This is a genomic window from Duganella sp. Root1480D1 (assembly GCF_001427305.1).
GTDB lineage: Bacteria > Pseudomonadota > Gammaproteobacteria > Burkholderiales > Burkholderiaceae_D > Rugamonas.
The window spans coordinates 308,606-325,659 of sequence record NZ_LMFZ01000034.1; the positions used below are offsets into that span (position 1 = coordinate 308,606).

At 60.1% G+C, this 17,054-nt stretch carries 22 protein-coding genes, 2 tRNA genes and 1 riboswitch; of the genes, 13 read left to right on the top strand and 11 right to left on the bottom strand.

The window, feature by feature from the left end:
• Window positions 1–17: 17 nt before the first annotated feature.
• Window positions 18–440 carry an OsmC family protein gene (locus ASD58_RS22340; protein ID WP_057263416.1) on the top strand — a complete coding sequence of 141 codons (423 nt, stop codon included), beginning with the start codon at window positions 18–20 and terminating at the stop codon, window positions 438–440.
• A 118-nt stretch (window positions 441–558) separates the two neighbouring features.
• On the top strand, window positions 559–1,272 hold the full coding sequence (locus tag ASD58_RS22345; RefSeq protein ID WP_057263417.1) for an SDR family oxidoreductase: 714 nt from the start codon (window positions 559–561) through the stop codon (window positions 1,270–1,272).
• Between the two features lie 5 nt (window positions 1,273–1,277).
• On the opposite strand, the gene ASD58_RS22350 is transcribed toward ASD58_RS22345, so the two are convergent.
• The 10 genes from ASD58_RS22350 to glyA form a co-directional block, all read right to left on the bottom strand.
• Complete coding sequence (locus tag ASD58_RS22350) at window positions 1,278–2,132, bottom strand: alpha/beta hydrolase (protein ID WP_229210063.1); 855 nt, start codon at window positions 2,130–2,132, stop codon at window positions 1,278–1,280.
• A gap of 113 nt (window positions 2,133–2,245) precedes the next feature.
• Window positions 2,246–2,860, bottom strand: coding sequence for a riboflavin synthase (locus tag ASD58_RS22355; RefSeq protein WP_057263418.1), 615 nt, complete (start codon window positions 2,858–2,860; stop codon window positions 2,246–2,248).
• A gap of 8 nt (window positions 2,861–2,868) precedes the next feature.
• Entirely contained in the window at window positions 2,869–3,966 is a 1,098-nt protein-coding gene (gene ribD, locus ASD58_RS22360) for a bifunctional diaminohydroxyphosphoribosylaminopyrimidine deaminase/5-amino-6-(5-phosphoribosylamino)uracil reductase RibD (RefSeq protein ID WP_057263419.1), read from the bottom strand.
• The gene (locus ASD58_RS22365) at window positions 3,963–4,589 is read right to left on the bottom strand and encodes a GspH/FimT family pseudopilin (protein WP_082565607.1); all 627 of its coding nucleotides are present in this window, start codon (window positions 4,587–4,589) and stop codon (window positions 3,963–3,965) included. Before ASD58_RS22365 ends, ribD begins: the two co-directional genes overlap by 4 nt.
• Window positions 4,517–4,960, bottom strand: coding sequence for a type IV pilin protein (locus ASD58_RS22370; RefSeq protein ID WP_057263420.1), 444 nt, complete (start codon window positions 4,958–4,960; stop codon window positions 4,517–4,519). Before ASD58_RS22370 ends, ASD58_RS22365 begins: the two co-directional genes overlap by 73 nt.
• Window positions 4,957–5,562 (bottom strand): PilX N-terminal domain-containing pilus assembly protein, encoded by a 606-nt coding sequence (locus ASD58_RS22375; RefSeq protein ID WP_082565608.1) that lies wholly within the window; start codon window positions 5,560–5,562, stop codon window positions 4,957–4,959. Before ASD58_RS22375 ends, ASD58_RS22370 begins: the two co-directional genes overlap by 4 nt.
• A gap of 11 nt (window positions 5,563–5,573) precedes the next feature.
• A complete protein-coding gene (locus ASD58_RS22380; protein WP_057263421.1) occupies window positions 5,574–6,449 on the bottom strand; it encodes a PilW family protein in 876 nt (291 codons plus the stop codon).
• Entirely contained in the window at window positions 6,449–7,069 is a 621-nt protein-coding gene (gene pilV / locus ASD58_RS22385) for a type IV pilus modification protein PilV (RefSeq protein ID WP_082565609.1), read from the bottom strand. The genes ASD58_RS22380 and pilV overlap by 1 nt, the downstream gene beginning before the upstream one ends.
• Window positions 7,070–7,129: 60 nt before the next feature.
• Entirely contained in the window at window positions 7,130–7,603 is a 474-nt protein-coding gene (gene nrdR, locus ASD58_RS22390; protein WP_057263423.1) for a transcriptional regulator NrdR, read from the bottom strand.
• Window positions 7,604–7,681: 78 nt separating this feature from the next.
• Window positions 7,682–8,926: a serine hydroxymethyltransferase gene (gene glyA / locus ASD58_RS22395; RefSeq protein ID WP_057263424.1), complete on the bottom strand. Its 1,245-nt coding sequence runs from the start codon at window positions 8,924–8,926 to the stop codon at window positions 7,682–7,684.
• 81 nt (window positions 8,927–9,007) lie between these two features.
• Window positions 9,008–9,120: riboswitch (ZMP/ZTP riboswitch) on the bottom strand.
• Between the two features lie 241 nt (window positions 9,121–9,361).
• Here glyA and ASD58_RS22400 point away from each other — a divergent pair.
• The 10 genes from ASD58_RS22400 to ASD58_RS22445 all read left to right on the top strand — a co-directional run bounded on the left by ASD58_RS22400 (window position 9,362) and on the right by ASD58_RS22445 (window position 15,548).
• On the top strand, window positions 9,362–10,105 hold the full coding sequence (locus ASD58_RS22400) for an SDR family NAD(P)-dependent oxidoreductase (RefSeq protein ID WP_057263425.1): 744 nt from the start codon (window positions 9,362–9,364) through the stop codon (window positions 10,103–10,105).
• A 119-nt stretch (window positions 10,106–10,224) separates the two neighbouring features.
• Window positions 10,225–10,623, top strand: coding sequence for a tol-pal system-associated acyl-CoA thioesterase (gene ybgC / locus ASD58_RS22405; protein ID WP_057263426.1), 399 nt, complete (start codon window positions 10,225–10,227; stop codon window positions 10,621–10,623).
• Window positions 10,624–10,641: 18 nt separating this feature from the next.
• Window positions 10,642–11,331 (top strand): protein TolQ, encoded by a 690-nt coding sequence (gene tolQ / locus ASD58_RS22410; protein ID WP_057263427.1) that lies wholly within the window; start codon window positions 10,642–10,644, stop codon window positions 11,329–11,331.
• 15 nt (window positions 11,332–11,346) lie between these two features.
• On the top strand, window positions 11,347–11,787 hold the full coding sequence (locus ASD58_RS22415; protein WP_057263428.1) for an ExbD/TolR family protein: 441 nt from the start codon (window positions 11,347–11,349) through the stop codon (window positions 11,785–11,787).
• Between the two features lie 3 nt (window positions 11,788–11,790).
• The gene (locus ASD58_RS22420) at window positions 11,791–12,630 is read left to right on the top strand and encodes an energy transducer TonB (protein ID WP_057263429.1); all 840 of its coding nucleotides are present in this window, start codon (window positions 11,791–11,793) and stop codon (window positions 12,628–12,630) included.
• Window positions 12,630–13,895 (top strand): Tol-Pal system beta propeller repeat protein TolB, encoded by a 1,266-nt coding sequence (gene tolB, locus ASD58_RS22425; RefSeq protein WP_057263430.1) that lies wholly within the window; start codon window positions 12,630–12,632, stop codon window positions 13,893–13,895. Before ASD58_RS22420 ends, tolB begins: the two co-directional genes overlap by 1 nt.
• Window positions 13,896–13,950: 55 nt before the next feature.
• A complete protein-coding gene (gene pal, locus ASD58_RS22430; RefSeq protein WP_057263431.1) occupies window positions 13,951–14,475 on the top strand; it encodes a peptidoglycan-associated lipoprotein Pal in 525 nt (174 codons plus the stop codon).
• 87 nt (window positions 14,476–14,562) lie between these two features.
• Complete coding sequence (ybgF, locus tag ASD58_RS22435; protein WP_057263432.1) at window positions 14,563–15,315, top strand: tol-pal system protein YbgF; 753 nt, start codon at window positions 14,563–14,565, stop codon at window positions 15,313–15,315.
• A 64-nt stretch (window positions 15,316–15,379) separates the two neighbouring features.
• A tRNA-Lys gene (locus ASD58_RS22440) sits at window positions 15,380–15,455 on the top strand.
• 17 nt (window positions 15,456–15,472) lie between these two features.
• A tRNA-Lys gene (locus ASD58_RS22445) sits at window positions 15,473–15,548 on the top strand.
• A 65-nt stretch (window positions 15,549–15,613) separates the two neighbouring features.
• Here the strand turns inward: ASD58_RS22445 and ASD58_RS22450 are convergent.
• Window positions 15,614–16,006: a RidA family protein gene (locus ASD58_RS22450; protein WP_057263535.1), complete on the bottom strand. Its 393-nt coding sequence runs from the start codon at window positions 16,004–16,006 to the stop codon at window positions 15,614–15,616.
• Window positions 16,007–16,120: 114 nt separating this feature from the next.
• Here ASD58_RS22450 and ASD58_RS22455 point away from each other — a divergent pair, with 114 nt between their 5' ends.
• Window positions 16,121–17,044 (top strand): LysR family transcriptional regulator, encoded by a 924-nt coding sequence (locus tag ASD58_RS22455; RefSeq protein ID WP_057263433.1) that lies wholly within the window; start codon window positions 16,121–16,123, stop codon window positions 17,042–17,044.
• The last annotated feature ends 10 nt before the right edge of the window (window positions 17,045–17,054 follow it).

A 17,054-nucleotide genomic window follows, 5' to 3' on the forward strand; every position in this document is an offset into this window, starting at 1 on the left:
CCCTGAAGGAGGCAACGATGAAGACTAGCGGTTCGGCCGTCTGGACTGGCGGCATCAAGGATGGACGCGGAGCGATCAGTACGGCAAGCGGCGCGCTACAGGCGGCGCCGTATGGATTTTCCAGCCGTTTCGAGGGCAAGCCGGGCACCAATCCGGAAGAATTGATCGGGGCGGCGCATGCCGGCTGCTTTACCATGGCCCTGTCGCTGATCCTTGGCGAAGCGGGTTTTACCGCAGAAAAGATGGAAACCAAGGCTGAAGTGACGCTGGACAAGGTGGCCGACGGCTTTGCCATCAGCGCCATCCACCTTGACCTGCAGGCTAAAATTCCTGGCGCCGACAAGGCAAAGTTCGAAGAGCTTGCCAATAAGGCAAAACTGGGCTGCCCGGTTTCGAAGCTGTTCAATACCAACATCACCCTCACCGCTACCTTGCTGTAACGGCTCGCCGGGGCGCCACGCGCGCCCTTTCAAAATTTTCCTTGAATTTTTTAATTGCGATCACTATTATTAAGTCATTCGATGACGATCGTCATCATTAACCCTCAAGGAAACCATCATGAAGCTCAAAGATTCCGTCGTATTCATCACTGGCGCAAACCGTGGCCTGGGCCTGCAACTGGCGAAAGTAGCCCTGGCTGCCGGCGCGAAAAAAGTCTACGGCGCGGCCCGCGACCCCAAAACGGTCACCCTGCCCGGCGTGACGCCAGTCCAACTGGATGTCACCAATCACGACGAAATCGCTGCGGTCACCCGCGAATACAAAGATGTCTCCGTACTGATCAACAATGCCGGCATTGTCCGCGCCGGCGGCATCCTGGCCGACAACGCCCTCGAACAAGCACGCGCCGAACTGGAAACCAACTTGATTGGCCCAATGTTGCTGAGCAAAGGCTTCGCCCCGACATTAAAAGCCAACGGCGGCGGCGCCATCGTCAACATCCTGTCCGTGCTGGCGTGGTACAGCCAAGGCCCGACCAATACCTACAGCATGTCGAAGTCCGCCGCCTGGGCGCTGACCAACGGCCTGCGTGTCGAACTGGCCACACAAGGTACGCAAGTGGTGGGTGCCCACATGGGCTATATGGATACCGACATGACCGCCGGCTACGAAATCGACAAGATCAAGCCGGAAGAAGTCGCCAAGCAGATCTTTGCAGCGCTGGCGGAAGGAAAAGAAGAGGTGCTGGCGGATGACCTCACCCGCCAGATCAAGCTGGGAATCAACGCCGAACTGCCAGCCTACATCGCCGCCGCGCGAGCAGCCGCATAAAGTGCTTAAGGGATCATCCCTAGTGTGCCGAGCCAGGTTTCGACCAGGCCTGGCCACTTCGTGATCGCGGACTTGTCGTGACGCAGTCCGAACGCGTGACCGCCCTGCGCATAAAGATGCATCTCGACAGAGACATTGGCATTTCTCAGTGCCGCATAATAGAGAAGGGAAAACTCGACTGGATCAATCGGATCGTCCTGCGCATGCACGAGGAAAGTCGGCGGTGTCTGGCTAGTGACAGTGATGGCCGGATTTAACCTTGAGAGGTCGGCCTTGTAATTGGCCGACATATGCCCAGGATAAAGGGCAATGGCAAAATCCGGACGACAGCTCTCTTCATCTGCCTTGTCGACTGGTACATAGTTGCGCTTGTGATGAGTGCTGACGGAAGCCACCAGATGACCGCCAGCGGAAAAACCAATTACACCGATCTTGTGCGGGTCGATGTTCCATTCGGAGGCATGATAGCGAACAAGTCCGACGGCCCGCTGTGCATCCTGCAGCGCCGTGTGCACTTTCGGGATAACGCGCATATTGCGTTCCGTATCCCAGTGCGGGCCGGACCCCGGCACACGGTATTTGAGGAGCGCACAAGTCACGCCGATTGATGTCAACCAGTCGCAGACTTCGGTGCCTTCGAGGTCAATTGCCAGCACCCGGTAGCCACCGCCCGGAAACACGACAACGGCAGCCCCCGTGTTCATCGCCTTTGGCGAATAGACCGTCATCGTTGGGCGTGTGACATTGGCCACTTCGAGCCAAGGGCGCCCAGCGACGAGCTTATCTTCGCGTATCCGCAGTTCGCTTTCCGGCCCGCGGGGCGCTTGCGCATCAGGGATAGCGCCCGGCCAGATCGGCATTTGCCGAAGCCCCTCCGCAGGCGCCCAGGGGCCGGCTTGCGCGTTCGAAGCGAAAACTAGTGCAACGACGCAAAAAAAGATACGCATGTGAGAGGGCACAGCCAAGCGGCCGCTTAGCTTTTAAGCGACAGCATGCGCTCCACGTAGCGGGCGATCAGGTCGATCTCGAGGTTGACCCTGGAGCCCGCTTTCAGGTGCTTCAGGGTGGTGACCTGGATGGTGTGCGGGATCAGGTTGATCGAGAACGAGCAGCCGGATGCGCTGTCTTCAACGCGATTGACGGTCAGCGACACACCATTCACCACCACCGAACCTTTGTAAGCCAGGTATTTCGCCAGGTCGCGCGGCGCTTCGATCACCAGTTCGTGCGATTCGCCGACCGGTTCGAACTTGCGCACCACGCCCAGGCCATCGACGTGGCCGGAGACCAGGTGGCCGCCCAGGCGCTCGGCCAGGGTCAGGGCTTTTTCCAGGTTCACTTCGGCGGTGGTGTCGAGGCCGACGGTCTTGTTCAGGCTTTCGCGCGAAACGTCGACGGTGAAGCCGGTCGCGGTTTTCTCCACCACCGTCATGCAGGCGCCGTTCAGGGCGATCGAGTCGCCCAGGCCAACGTCGGCCATCGGCAGGCCGCCTGCGTCCACGTCCAGGCGCACGCCTGCATCCGCGCCGCCTTCCAGCGGGGTTACCGTTTTGATTTTGCCGACTGCGGCTACGATTCCAGTAAACATAGTGATCTTTATTGAGGATTGAATCGGGCAAGGATACGCAAATCGGCGCCGACTTGCTTAACCTCGTGGAATTTCAGGCTGTGCTTGCCGCTGAGCTCAGTCAGCGCAGGCAGGGCGAACATGCCTTGCGCGTCGCCCAGCAGGGTTGGGGCCAGGTAGACCAGCAGTTCGTCCACACAGCCTTCGCGGATCATGGAGCCATTCAGCTTGCCGCCCGCTTCGACGTGCAGTTCGTTGACCTGCCGGCGGCCCAGCTCGCGCATCAGTTCTGGCAAATCGACTTTGCCGTGGGCGTTGGGCAGCACGATGATTTCGGCGCCCTTGTCGCGCAGGATTGCTTCTTTTTCCGGGTGATGGGCGGCGGCGACGATCCAGGTGCCGCCGCCTTCCAGCACGCGCGCTTGCGGGCTGATTTCCAGCTTGCTGTCGACCACAATGCGACGCGGTTGGCGCGGGGTCTCGACGGCACGCACGTTCAGTTGCGGATCATCGGCCTTCACCGTGCCGATGCCGGTCAGGATGGCGCAGGCGCGGGCACGCCAGGCGTGGCCGTCGGCACGCGCCTCGGGTCCGGTGATCCACTGGCTTTGGCCATTATGCAGGGCGGTCATGCCATCCAGGCTGGCGGCGGTTTTCATCCGCACCCATGGCAAGCCGTGGCGCATGCGGTGGAAGAAGCCGATATTCATCTCATAGGCCTGGTCGGCCAGCAGCCCGCTGGCAACCTCGATTCCGGCGGCAGAGAGGCGCGCCATGCCATTGCCGGCAACCAGCGGGTTCGGATCTTCCATCGCCGCGACAACGCGGCCCAGGCCTTCCCGCACCAGAGCGTCGGCACAGGGCGGCGTGCGGCCGTGGTGGCTGCAGGGTTCCAGCGTGACGTAGGCGGTGGCCCCGCGCACGTCGTGGCCACGGCGCTTGGCATCCTTCAATGCCTGGATTTCGGCATGATCCTGGCCCGCGGCTTGCGTCACGCCTTCGCCGATCACCGCGCCATCGCGCACGATCACGCAGCCGATGCGTGGATTCGGGGAGGTGGTGAACAGCCCTTTTTCTGCCCATTGCAGGGCAAGCCGCATGCCTTCGAGGTCGCTGTTGATATTCATATGCTTGCGCAGGTTGCCGGTTCCAGGGCTGGATCGCATAAACGCGCCCTGCCCTGCATATTGATCTTGATATTGCGCTGCGCGCCGGCCAGTTCAAGGGTGATGGTGCCAAAGTTGGCGGCATTCGGGTGGGCGGCGCGGCAGCTTCGTCCTGCTGCATTATATGAAATATAGGCCGGGGCCGTGTTGTCGGTGAACCTGGCCCTTACCTGCAGGCGCTCCGGCGCGGCCACGTGGCGGTACAGGATTGCTTCACCTGCGTCAGGACTGCGATTGGAATTGGCGTCGATAATAATCAGCCAACCTTGCTGCCAATTGCCGTTTTCGGCGAGCAGGGTTACCACGCGGCGGCGGGCGATGGCCTGGGCCCGGGTATCGTTGATGGCCGCCAGCAGATCGGCGGAGGCGCTGCGCAATTGGCGCCCAGCCAGCATATTGCTCAGATCAGGCAGTGCCGAGGCGAACAGGACCGACAGGATGGCCAGGACGATCATCAGCTCCAGCAGGGTGAAGCCGGGGCGCGTCCCTGCCGGCTGGCGGAGCGCATGTTTCAGCGCCAGCAGCTGCGTGAGGGACCTGTCGCGAGGTGAAGCCCGCTGCTGGTGAGAATGAGGCGTTCGCATTGCGGATCCCTGAAGTGGCGGTCGACGTTGGGCGTGCCGGGCGTGGCGACCAGTTGGATGCAGTCGCGGATTTGCTGGCCATCGCAGGCCTTGCCTTCCAGCTCGTAGGCACTGGAGCTGGCGGTGCGGCCCGACCACCAGCGGTATTCGCCACCGCTCCCTGTCGAAAACGCAACGTAGCTGTTGAAGCGCGTAAAGTGGCGCTCTTGCTGCTGCATCAGCTCCTGCAGCGCAGCTTGCGCTTCGCCGCGGCGCATGCGGATGACGGCTTCGCTCCAGACGGGCATCGCCGCGGCAGCGAGAATGGCAATGATGACGAGCGTAGTCAGCATGCCGAGCAAGCTGCCGCCAGCGGAGGCGCGCTTGGTCATTTGCCGTCCTCGCGGCTTGCGGCGTCGTGCAACGCTTGCCAGTCCATGATCTCCCGCCAGCTATGGCGATGCACTGGTAACGGTGGAGTGTAACTGGCTTGCAGCACAGTCTCGGCGCCGGGACGTGTACCAAAGCCAATCACCGTCACACGATAATAATAGGCTGGCGGCGCACCGGCTGGCGTGTAGGCGATGCGCTCCACCAGGTAGCGCGGGCGGCGGAAGGGCAGCGTTCCCTGCCCGGTCGCCATCGCGGCACCGGTCAGCGCGCCGTATTCGGTGCCGCCATCGCCCGCCAGGTCAACTGATTGCCACGCGGGCGCCGGTGCGGGTGCGGGCGCAGGACCACTTGCCACAGGTCTCTCCGGCGTTTGCTGGGCGGCGGGACTATCGACTGGCTGGCCCAGGCCGGCGTTGATATCGCGTTCTGCATCCATCAGTGCATCCTCCGCAGACTGGAAGGCGATCAGGCGGTCCCGCTCTGCGCGGGCGGCCTTCTCGCCCAGCATGGCCATTTGCGCCGCGGACGCGCCGACAGCTAATGCGGCAAGTAGCAGCAACATCGTGATGGGAAGAGTGACGCCACGTTGGTCGTGATACATGGCTGCCTCCATTACTGGTTGCGCACGGCGACTGTTGCTGTGAACAGGCGGCGCGCGCGATGCTGCATTGGCAGCGGTAAGCTGGCTTCGTCGATGCGCGCGGCAGGATCGGCGCCAGGCAGCAACTCGTAACTGCTCAGCAGGTTGCCGGCACGCGAGCCGCGTTCGCCATGAAGCAGCAAGGCAATGCGGACGCTGGTCACGCGGCGCCAGTGCGTGCGTACCGCCCGTTCGGACGCGGGAAGCGTGGCATCAAGGGCAACAATGCCAGCGGCTGTCAGGTAAAGGTTGGGGATGTTGTCGCGCGGGCTATCCGTGTCGATGCCGTAAAGAACGTGGAAAGCGTCCACGCCGCGCACCACAGCATCGGAACCCCAACCGTTCTCACCCTTGTATTTGCAGCGCAGTTCGGCAATGCCGTCGCTGGCGCGGGCGACGTAGAAAATGCTCCAGGCCCACTCACCCGGATCGGCCGGGAAGCCGGCGCAATTGAGCATGGCGCCGCCGCCTTCCGCACCGGTAATCGCCGCCGGTGCATAGCGGATGGCAATTGCATCGCTGCCGTTAACGGACGGCTGTGCGTCGCCAAGCCCATCTGCGTTACTTGCCACGCCTGCGGCATCGCGGCCTTCGACGGGCAGGGGCGTTGGTGCCGCGGCGGCAGCCATGGCGCCCGGCTCGCCAGCATACCCAGCCTGGCGCAATGATTGGCCGATGATTGCCAGTGCAAAGCGGCCACTGTCGTCAATGCGCGTGTTGGCGCCGTTGTGCAGGAAGTCGCCATTGGAGGCGTGGAGGAGCGAGGCGGCCGCCAGGGCGACCAGCAGGCTAAGCGCCATGGCGATGAGGATTTCGGCCAGGGCCAGGCCGTGTTGCCGCGCGCTCATTAATGCCCTCCAGCGCCAGGTAGCGGGCTTGGCGACGGGCCAGACGGAGGCGTTTGTCCGGGCGGCGCGTTTGGCGGAGGCACGGAAAGCGAGCCGGCCAGCGCGATGGGCAACGCAACACCTGGCGTAGTATCCGCCGCGGCCGAACCATCCGGCCGGCGGCTGCGCCAGCCTATTTTGATAACTACCGGCGCATCAGCGGCCCCGGAGCAAGTCCATTGCAACTGCCCGCCTGGCGCCGTGTTGGAGTCCTGGCAAATCACAGCGCGCGCAAGCGGCAATGCGGCGGCCAGATGCTGCCTGAACTCACTGAGCTCCTGCCGCGCCACGGCGGTTGGGTCGCAAGGAGCGCCACTGCAAGCGGCCGGCGCATCAGTCGCGCCGGCGTCGGCCGCAGAATCAAATTCAAACCCCAGATAGGCGGAGGACTGCGCCGCGTTGGCGCGAATGTGGTCAGCAAGCGTGGCAGCGGCCTGCAGGGCTTCGGTCTGCAGTGCTGATTCCTGTCGAGTGCGCATGGCATGTGCCTGCATCGCCAGCGCGCCGACCAGCCCGACGGCCAGCAGCAGCACGGCAACCAGCACTTCCACCATGGTGAAACCCGCATATGGACGACGCATGGCGCAGCCCTCCCCTGCTGATCAAATTAGTCAGCAGAGGATTCGCGGGTTTGAGAAATATCAAGCCTTGGAAGAGAGCTCTTGACCGTCACCAACTTCTTCGATCGCGTCCTGGAATTCGGCCAGGTCTTCGAAGTTTTTATACACGGAAGCGAAGCGGATGTAGGCCACTTTATCGAGGCGCTTGAGTTCTGCCATGACCAGTTCGCCAACGTAGACGGAATCGACTTCACGCTGGCCGCTGGTCAGCAGCTTTTCTTCGATGGAGGAAACTGCCTTGTCGACGGACTCGGCTGCAACAGGCCGCTTGCGCAAGGCCAGCATCAGGCTGGCGCGCAGCTTGTCGGCCGAATACTCGGTGCGGCTGCCGTTTTTCTTGACCACATAGGGCATGGTCAATTCGATCCGCTCCCAAGTGGTGAAGCGCTTATCGCAGTTCACGCAGCGCCGGCGCCGCTTGATGGCGTCCCCTTCCTCCGACACGCGGGTGTCGAGGACCTGGATATCATCGTGCTGGCAGAACGGGCATTTCATGGATGTGGCGTCTCTTATTATGTAATGAAAAAGCGCCGGACCTTACGATCCGGCGCCTCGATAGTACCAACCGCTTGCTTAGGCGTAAACAGGGAATTTATCAGCCAGCACCTTCACAGCGGCTTTCACGCGCTCGATGGTTGCTGCGTCGTGCGGGTTATCCAGCACGTCGGCGATCAGGTTGCCCACTTCTTCCGCTTCGGCTTCCTTGAAACCGCGGGTGGTGAAGGCTGGCGAACCTAGACGAATGCCGGAAGTCACGAATGGCTTCTGTGGGTCGTTAGGGATGCCGTTCTTGTTGCAGGTCATGTGAGCCTGGCCCAGGATAGCTTCCGCTTCCTTGCCGGTCAGGTTCTTGGCGCGCAGGTCGACCAGGAACACGTGCGACTCGGTGCCGCCGGACACGATGCGCAGGCCGCGCTTGATCAGGGTCTTGGCCAGCACGTCGGCGTTCTTAACCACTTGCTGCTGGTAGGCCTTGAATTCCGGGGACAGGGCTTCCTTGAAGGCCACCGCCTTGCCGGCGATCACGTGCATCAGCGGGCCGCCCTGGATGCCAGGGAAGATCGCGGAGTTGATGATCTTTTCGTGTTCGGCTTTCATCAGGATGATGCCGCCACGTGGGCCGCGCAGGGACTTGTGGGTGGTGGAGGTCACGAAGTCAGCGTGCGGCACTGGGTTCGGGTACAGGCCAGCGGCGATCAGGCCAGCGTAGTGAGCCATGTCGACCATGAAGTAAGCGCCAACGGCTTTAGCTACTTTAGAGAAGCGCTCGAAGTCGATCTTCTTGGAGAAGGCCGATGCGCCAGCGATGATCAGCTTAGGCTTGTGTTCTTTAGCCAGGGCTTCCATTGCGTCGTAGTCAATATCTTCTTCAGCGGTCAGGCCGTAGGAAACAACGTTGAACCATTTGCCGGACATGTTCAGCGCCATGCCGTGGGTCAGGTGGCCGCCTTCTGCCAGCGACATGCCCATGATGGTGTCGCCTGGTTTCAGGACAGCGAAGAACACACCCTGGTTAGCCTGGGAGCCGGAGTTAGGCTGCACGTTGGCGGCTTCAGCGCCAAACAGCTGCTTGACGCGGTCGATGGCCAGTTGCTCGACGACGTCCACGTATTCGCAGCCACCGTAGTAGCGCTTGCCTGGATAGCCTTCGGCGTATTTGTTGGTGAGCTGGGAGCCCTGGGCTTCCATTACGGCTGGCGAGGTGTAGTTCTCAGAGGCGATCAGCTCGATGTGGTCGTGCTGGCGCTTGTTCTCGTTCTGGATAGCGGCAAACAGCTCCGCGTCAACGTTGGCGAGGGTGTGATCTTTTGCGAACATGAAATTACTCCAGTTTTTAAGGCAGATTGGATCGAATCGGGAGCCAAAAAGTGACAGGGCAGCCGAAACGCACGTTTCCATCGTGGCTGCCCAGGCGAACGGCTGATTGATATATCTCACGTTCCCCGGTGGTTGCCCACCTCTCACCAGCAGCGCAAGCGCCAGCTAGTTTTTCGCCAGTTACGTGAGACCGTAATGGAGCCAAGATTGTATGTTAAGTAGCAATTAAGGGCAACGGTTGTGCCGCTTTCGCAGAGATTCGGGGTCAGGTCTGTCATTTGGACACGCAAGCACCATCTTTGACTATGCTCAATACGCGATTTCGGCCCTTTTCCCGTATTGAGGAAGGTCAAACGATAGCGCTAGCTGTCCAAATGACAGACCTGACCCCGAATTTCGGCATACAATCCCTCCATTAATATTGGGAGTTCGACCATGATCGTGTTAGTTACCGGCGCAACGGCTGGTTTTGGCGCCGCGATGGCGCGTGTTTTCGTCAAGAACGGACACAAAGTGATCGCCGCCGGCCGCCGCGCCGAGCGCCTGGAAGCCCTGGCGAGCGAACTGGGCCCCAACCTGCTCCCGGTCAAACTGGACGTCACCGACAAGGGTGCGATCCACGACGCCCTGGCCTCACTGCCCGCCGACTGGAAAGAAATCGACGTCCTGATTAATAACGCCGGCCTGGCCCTCGGCATCAAAGGCGCCCACGAAGCCGACCTGGGCGACTGGGAAACCATGATCGCCACCAACTGCACCGGCCTGGTCACGATCACCCGCGCCCTGCTCCCCGGCATGGTCGAGCGCGGCCGCGGCATCATCATCAACCTCGGCTCGGTGGCCGGCGCCTACCCTTACCCTGGTGGCAATGTCTATGGCGCCACCAAAGCCTTCGTCGAACAGTTCACGCTCAACCTGCGCGCCGACCTGATCGGCACCGGTGTGCGCGCTACCAATATCGCGCCGGGACTATGCGGCGGCACCGAATTCTCCAATGTGCGCCTCAAAGATGACTCTGCCGCAGCCAAGGTCTACGAAGGCACCACCCCGCTGACCGCTGAAGATATCGCCAACACAGCTTTCTGGATTGCAACATTGCCGCAACACATTAATGTAAACTCCATCGAATTAATGCCAACCTGCCAAGGATTCTCGCCATTCGCGATAAAACGCGGCTAAAATGCGGCCCCATATAAGGGAAAACCGTAAGCAATTGTTACGAGATTGTGCAAAATGCCTTGTCGCCGATTCATTTGGCGTAAAATGTTGCCGATTCTCACTTAGTAGCTCTTCTATCTATGTCGTCTGAGTTCACCTGGGAGGTCCGCGTCTATTACGAAGACACGGACGCCGGCGGAATTGTCTATTACGCGAACTATTTGAAGTTCTTCGAGCGCGCGCGCACCGAGTGGTTGCGCTCCCTCGACGTTAACCAGGACAGCCTCCTGCGAGAACACGACGCCATGTTTGTTGTCAAAAATGTCAGCGCGGACTACCACGCGCCGGCACGACTAGACGATGTAATAAAATTGACGCTTCGTATTGATAAACTGGGCCGCGCTTCGATCCAGTTTGTACAGGAGGCATGGTGCGGCGACCGCCTCTTAAATACTGCCCACGTTAAAGTAGGCTGCGTCGACTCGGCCCTGCGCCCACGCGCCGTGCCTGATGCCGTTGCGGCCCGCATGCGCGCATAATAATTAGATTGAGAAACAATGAACGTCACCCAAGACCTCTCCTTCATCGCCCTCATCACCAACGCACACCTGATCGTTCAGTTGATCATGGCGCTGCTGCTTGCGGTTTCCATCATTAGCTGGACCTATATTTTCAAGAAGCTGTTTGACGTGCGCGGCGCGCGCAAGCAGACCATCGAATTCGAAAAGACCTTCTGGGCCGGCGGCAACCTGCACGCCCTGCACGCCAGTGCTGGCAGCAACCGCGCCAACAGCGGCGCCCTGGCCCGCATCTTCGAAGCCGGCATGGGTGAATACATCAAGGGCAAGCAAGCCGCTGCCAGCAGCCGCGACATGAATATGGGCGACGTGCTGGATGGCGCCCGCCGCGCCATGCGTGCCGCATTCCAGCGCGAGATGGATGCACTGGAAGCGCACCTGGCCTTCCTGGCTTCGGTCGGTTCCGTCTCCCCATACATCGGCTTGCTCGGTACCGTGTGGGGCATCATGAACGCCTTCCGCGGCCTGGCCAATGTGCAGCAGGCGACGCTGTCGGCCGTGGCGCCCGGCATTGCCGAAGCGCTGATCGCGACTGCTATCGGCCTGTTCGCTGCAATCCCGGCCGTGGTGGCGTACAACCGCTTCTCGCACGATATTGACCGCCTGGCGATCCGCTTCGAGAGCTTCGTTGAAGAATTCTCGAACATCCTGCAGCGCCAGTCCCGTTAAAAGGCGAAACTGAAGATGGCATCCTCCTTCTCAAGTGGCCTGCGCGGCAGCCGCGGCGGCCGCAAACTGAAGTCCGAGATCAACGTCGTGCCTTATATCGACGTGATGCTCTGCCTGCTGATCATCTTCATGGTGATGCCGACTTCGAACAACCCGCAGTCGATCGACCTGCCGCATGCCGAAAAAGCGTCGCGCCCGCCGGATGCCTATATCCAGGTGCAGGTGAAGCCGAACGGCTCGCTGATGATCGGCATCGCCGGCAAAGCGGCCGAGGCGCCGGAAACCGAACCGAATCGCGAGGCCCTGGTACGCAAGCTGCGCGGCCTGCATGAACAATATCCTGAGTACCCGGTGCTGATCGCCGGCGACAAGGAAAGCAAGTACGACGATGTGATCACACTGATTTCCGAAGCGAAGAAGTTGGGGATTAACCGCGTTGGCTTGGCAACGAAGTAAGGCATGGCAATGACGATGGCAAATGCAGGCGGACCGTACCGTGTGCCGAAACGGCACGGCGGCACCCGCGCGTTTGCGCTCGCCGTGGTGATGCATGGCGTGCTGTTTGCGTTTTTGTGGGTTGGCATTCGGTGGAACAATGATCCGGTGGGCGTTGATGCCGAGATCTGGGACATGACTACGCAGATGGCTGCGCCAAGAGCTCCGGAACCAGAGCCGCAACCAGAGCCTGAGCCACCTGCGCGCACGCCAGAGCCACCGCCCCCACCACCGGAAGTGGTGAAGCCGGTGCAACCGAATCCGGACATCGCGCTGCAGAAGAAAAAAGAAAAAGAAAAGAAAGAAGCTGAAGAGAAGAAACTGGCCGAGTTGAAGAAGAAGCTGGAAGACGCCAAGCGAGAAGCTGAACTCGAGAAGCAGGAAAAACAGGAAAAGGAAAAAGCCAAAAAACTGGCGGATCTGAAAGAGAAGGAAAAGCTCGCCAAGACCCGTGCTGCAGAAATGCAGCGCATCATGGGTTCGGCAGCTGCAGGCTCCACCGGAACAGCGGCACGTTCGACCGCGCCTAACCTGGACAAGGGCTATGTCGCCAAGCTGCGCACCAAGATCATGGGCCGCATCGATTATCCTGGCGCTAAGCAGGATATTGAAGCCCGGTTCATGGTCAGCCAGCTTCCAAGCGGCGAAGTCATGTCCGTTAAGAAGACCAAGAGCAGCGGCGTAGCTGCATATGACACTGCGGTGGAGAATGCGATTTATAAGGCCTCGCCCCTGCCCAAGCGTGACGACGGCACGGTGGCGCGCGAGCTTGAACTCGTGTTCAATTTGAAGGACGTACCTTGATGAACAAAGCTAAATTGATGTTCGTAGTTGCCGGCGCAGCGTTTGCGCTGTCGGCACAGGCACAGCTTCGCGTCGAAATTTCCGGCGTGGGCAGCAACCAGATCCCGGTCGCCATCGGCCCATGCGCCGGCGAAGCCTCGGCCCCGGCCCAGATCTCGGAAATCGTCAAAGCCGACCTGACCCGCAGCGGCATGTTCAAGGTCATCGACGCGACGCCGACCACCAACCTGATGCAGACCGAAGCAACCAGCTGGAAGGCGCGCGGTGCAGACGCCCTGGTGGCCTGCTCCGTGCAGACCCTCGGCAACGGCCAGTTTGAAGTCCAGTACCGCCTGATGTCGACGGTGCAGGGCAACGACTTGTCCGGCTTCCGCGCCCCGATGCCGAACCAGTACGGCCGCCTGGCCGCGCACAAGATCGCCGATGACGTGTATGAAAAACTGACCGGCATCAAGGGCATCTTCTCGACCCGTATCGCCTACGTGGTCCAGCAGGGTCGCCAATACCGCCTGGAAGTGGCGGACGCCGACGGCGAGAACGTGATCCCTGCCCTGACCTCGACCGAACCAATCATTTCGCCATCCTGGTCGCCTGACGGCACCAAGGTCGCCTACGTTTCGTTCGAACAGCGCAAGCCAGTGGTCTACGTGCAGAACCTGGTGACCCGCCAGCGCACCGTCGTGGCCAACGAAAAAGGCAATAACTCCGCGCCGGCCTGGTCGCCGGACGGCAAGCGCCTGGCCGTGGCCCTGTCCAAGACCGGCAACACGCAGATCTTTATCGTCAATGCCGACGGCAGCGGCATCCGCCGGCTGACCAACGGCAGCACCATCGACACCGAGCCGCAATTCAGCGCCGATGGCCAGAACATCTTCTTCACCAGCGACCGCAGCGGCGGTCCTCAGATCTATCGCATGAGCGTCAACGGCGGCGAACCGCAGCGCGTGACGTTCGGCAGCTCGTACAATATCAGCCCGCGCATTTCCGCTGACGGCAAGACGCTGGCTTATATTTCGCGGCGCGAAGGCGGCGTCTTCCAGTTGTTCGTACTGGACCTGGATTCCCGCCAAGAGCAACGCCTGTCCGATACCACCAGCGACGATTCGCCAAGCTTCGCTCCGAATGGCAAGTACATCCTGTACGCCACTCAGAACGGCGGCCGCCGCTCGCTGGCGGTGGCATCGACAGACGGCCGGGTTAAGCAGCGCCTGAGTATTCAGGCGGGCAATATCAAGGAACCCACTTGGGGCCCTTTCATGAAGTGAAGAAGTAAAAGAAGTAAACGAGAAGTAGCACCTTTAACGACCAGGAGAAATAAAAATGCGTAACGTAAAACACGTAGCCTTCATCCTCAGCACCGCCGCCCTGCTGGCAGCTTGCTCCACCCCACAACCAGAAGCCAAACCACCAGTCGTAGTGGAGAAGCCAGTGGAACAGCCAAAAGCCGCTGAGCCACGCGAAGTCAAGCCAGTGGTTGCCGAAGTTGACGAACTGGACGTACCAGGCGGCAAGCTGGCCAACCGTTCCGTGTACTTCGACTTCGACAGCTACGTTGTGCGTGAAGACGGCAAAGAAGTGGTGTCGAACCACGCTGCTTACCTGGGCAAAAACCAGCGCACCATCCTGATCCAAGGTAACACCGACGAACGCGGCGGCTCCGAGTACAACCTGGCCCTGGGCCAGAAGCGTGCTGAAGCTGTGCGCAAGTCGATGGCAGCCCTGGGCGTGACCGAGTCCCGCATGGAAGCCGTGTCCCTGGGCGAAGAAAAGCCTAAGGCTGAAGGCCACAACGAAGAAGCATGGTCGCAGAACCGCCGTGCTGACATCGTTTACAAAGCTAAGTAATTCGCTAGCTTAACAATGCCGCACAAGGGGCAGCGCGCAGTTTATACTGCGCCCTGCCCCATTTCTTTTTTTGTGCAAGGAAGAAAAATGAAATTCACTAAGTCTGCCCTGATGGCAGCCGTGTTCGCTGCCACCCTGCCCCTGACCGCATCCGCCGGCATCTTCGACGATGACGAGGCGCGCAAAGCCATCATGGATCTGAAGTCCAAGGTCGCCAAGCTGGAAGCGGACCTGAAAAACCTGATCGACACCAAGACCGACAAGAACACCACGTTGGACATGATCTCGCAACAGGACCAGCTCCGCGAAGAAGTCGCCCGCCTGCGCGGCCAGACTGAAATCCTGTTGAACGAAATTCAGGTCGCACAAAAGCGCCAGAAGGACTTCTACACCGACCTCGACGCCCGCATGAAGAAGCTCGAGCCGCGCCAGGTGACCATCGACGGCCAGACTTCCTCGGTCAACATGGACGAACAGAACGCATACGACAGCGCGATGGCGCAGTTCAAGAGCGGCGACTACAAAGGCGCAGCCAACTCCCTGGGCGACTTCGTAAAGCGCTTTGGCGCCTCGGCCTATGCGCCGAACGCCCAATACTGGCTGGGCAATGCCCACTATGCCCAGGGCGACTGCAAGAACGCCATCACTGCGCAACAAGTCGTGGTGAAGACCTGGCCGGATAATCCTAAGGCCGCCGACGCCATGCTGAACATCGCCAGCTGCCAGACCGAGCTGAAGGCAGTCAACAATGCCAAAAAGACATTGCAAGACTTGATCAAGAACTATCCAGGCACCCCTGCGGCAGCTACCGCCAAGGACCGCCTGAAATCCATCAAGTAAAAAGTGCAGGCGAGCATTTGACAGCTGGGATAGTCCAGCCTATAATCTCGCTTCTTCTTTCGACGGGTCGTTAGCTCAGTTGGTAGAGCAGCGGACTTTTAATCCGTTGGTCGCAGGTTCGAGCCCCGCACGGCCTACCATTCGAAATTAGAACCTTGGGTCGTTAGCTCAGTTGGTAGAGCAGCGGACTTTTAATCCGTTGGTCGCAGGTTCGAGCCCCGCACGGCCTACCAAGATACGCAAGGAAGCCCACGAATTTCGGTTCGTGGGCTTTTTTGTTTCTGGTCTCTCGCCTGTATTAGCCCGGAACCCGGGCAATGACTTTGATCTCGAAGTCGAACCCTGCCAGCCAGTTGACCCCTACCGCGGTCCAGTTCGGATATGGCGCCGTCGGGAATATCTCGTCCTTGATCGCCAGGACTGTATCGAACTGTTTTGCCGGGTCCGTGTGGAACGTCGTTACGTCAACGATGTCGCCCAGCCCGCAGCCGCCCGCCTCCAACGTCGCCTTCAAGTTTTCAAACGCCAGCCGTACCTGAGCCTCGAATTCGGGTTCCGGCGCCCCGTCATTGCGGCTGCCGACCTGGCCGGAGACGAATAGCAAATCCCCGGAACGGACCGCTGCCGAGTATTTATGGACTGCGTAGAGTTCGTGCCGTCCGGCAGGAAAAATGGTTTCGCGCGTTTTCATGCGCATGCTCCTTGTGTTGGTGGATGCGAGCACTATAGCCACGCCAATCATTCGGATAAACCGCAAAACGGCTGCTACACTGTTTGAAAAATCCAAATTATCAGGAGTTTCGTGATGGATAAGCTGGAAGGCATGCGGGCATTCGTTCGCGTTGTTGAGGCTGGCAGCTTTACCAAGGCCGCCGAAACGCTGGGTGTAAGCAAAACCACGGTCACCCAGCTCGTGCAGCAACTGGAAGCCGACCTGCGCACCAAGCTGCTCAACAGAACGACCCGCAAAGTGAATGTGACGACTGCCGGCTCCGATTATTACGAGCGCGTAGTTCGCCTGCTGACCGATCTTGAAGACATAGAAAACAATATTCTTAGCGAATCGACCGCGCCGCGCGGCTTGCTGCGGGTGGATGTCCCGAGCCCATTTGCGAACATCATCCTGGTGCCTGCGCTGCCTGAATTCCACGCGCGCTACCCGGAGATCCAACTTGATATCGGCGCCAGCGACCGCAAGATCGACCTGATTGGCGACAATGTCGACTGCGTGGTGCGTGGCGGCGAAATCGAGGATGCATCGCTTGTTGCGCGGCGCGTCGCCGACCTGCAATTGGGCGTCTATGCAGCACCCTCATACTTGACCCAGGCGGGAACGCCAACCTCCCCCGACGATTTGCACGGCGCCGGCCACCGTATCATCCACTACCGCTGGACCAACGGTTTGCCATACGCAATGGAGAAATCCGGAGAACGCGTCAAAATCGGCGGCCGCTACTTCCTGGCGATCGACGATGGCAATGCCTATTTGACGGCTGGACTGGCCGGGCTTGGCGTGTTATGGCTGCCGCAGTACATGGCAAGGGCACATGTTGCGAGCGGTGCGCTCGTGCGGATATTCACCGACTGGCGTATCGAGCCGATGCCGCTTCACGTGGCATATCCGCCGAATCGATATGTTCGCAAACAGCTTCGCGTGTTCATAGACTGGATCGTCGAACTGATGGCGCGGCATGAAATACAAGATATCGTTTTAGGTATCGACCGATAACATTTGCAGC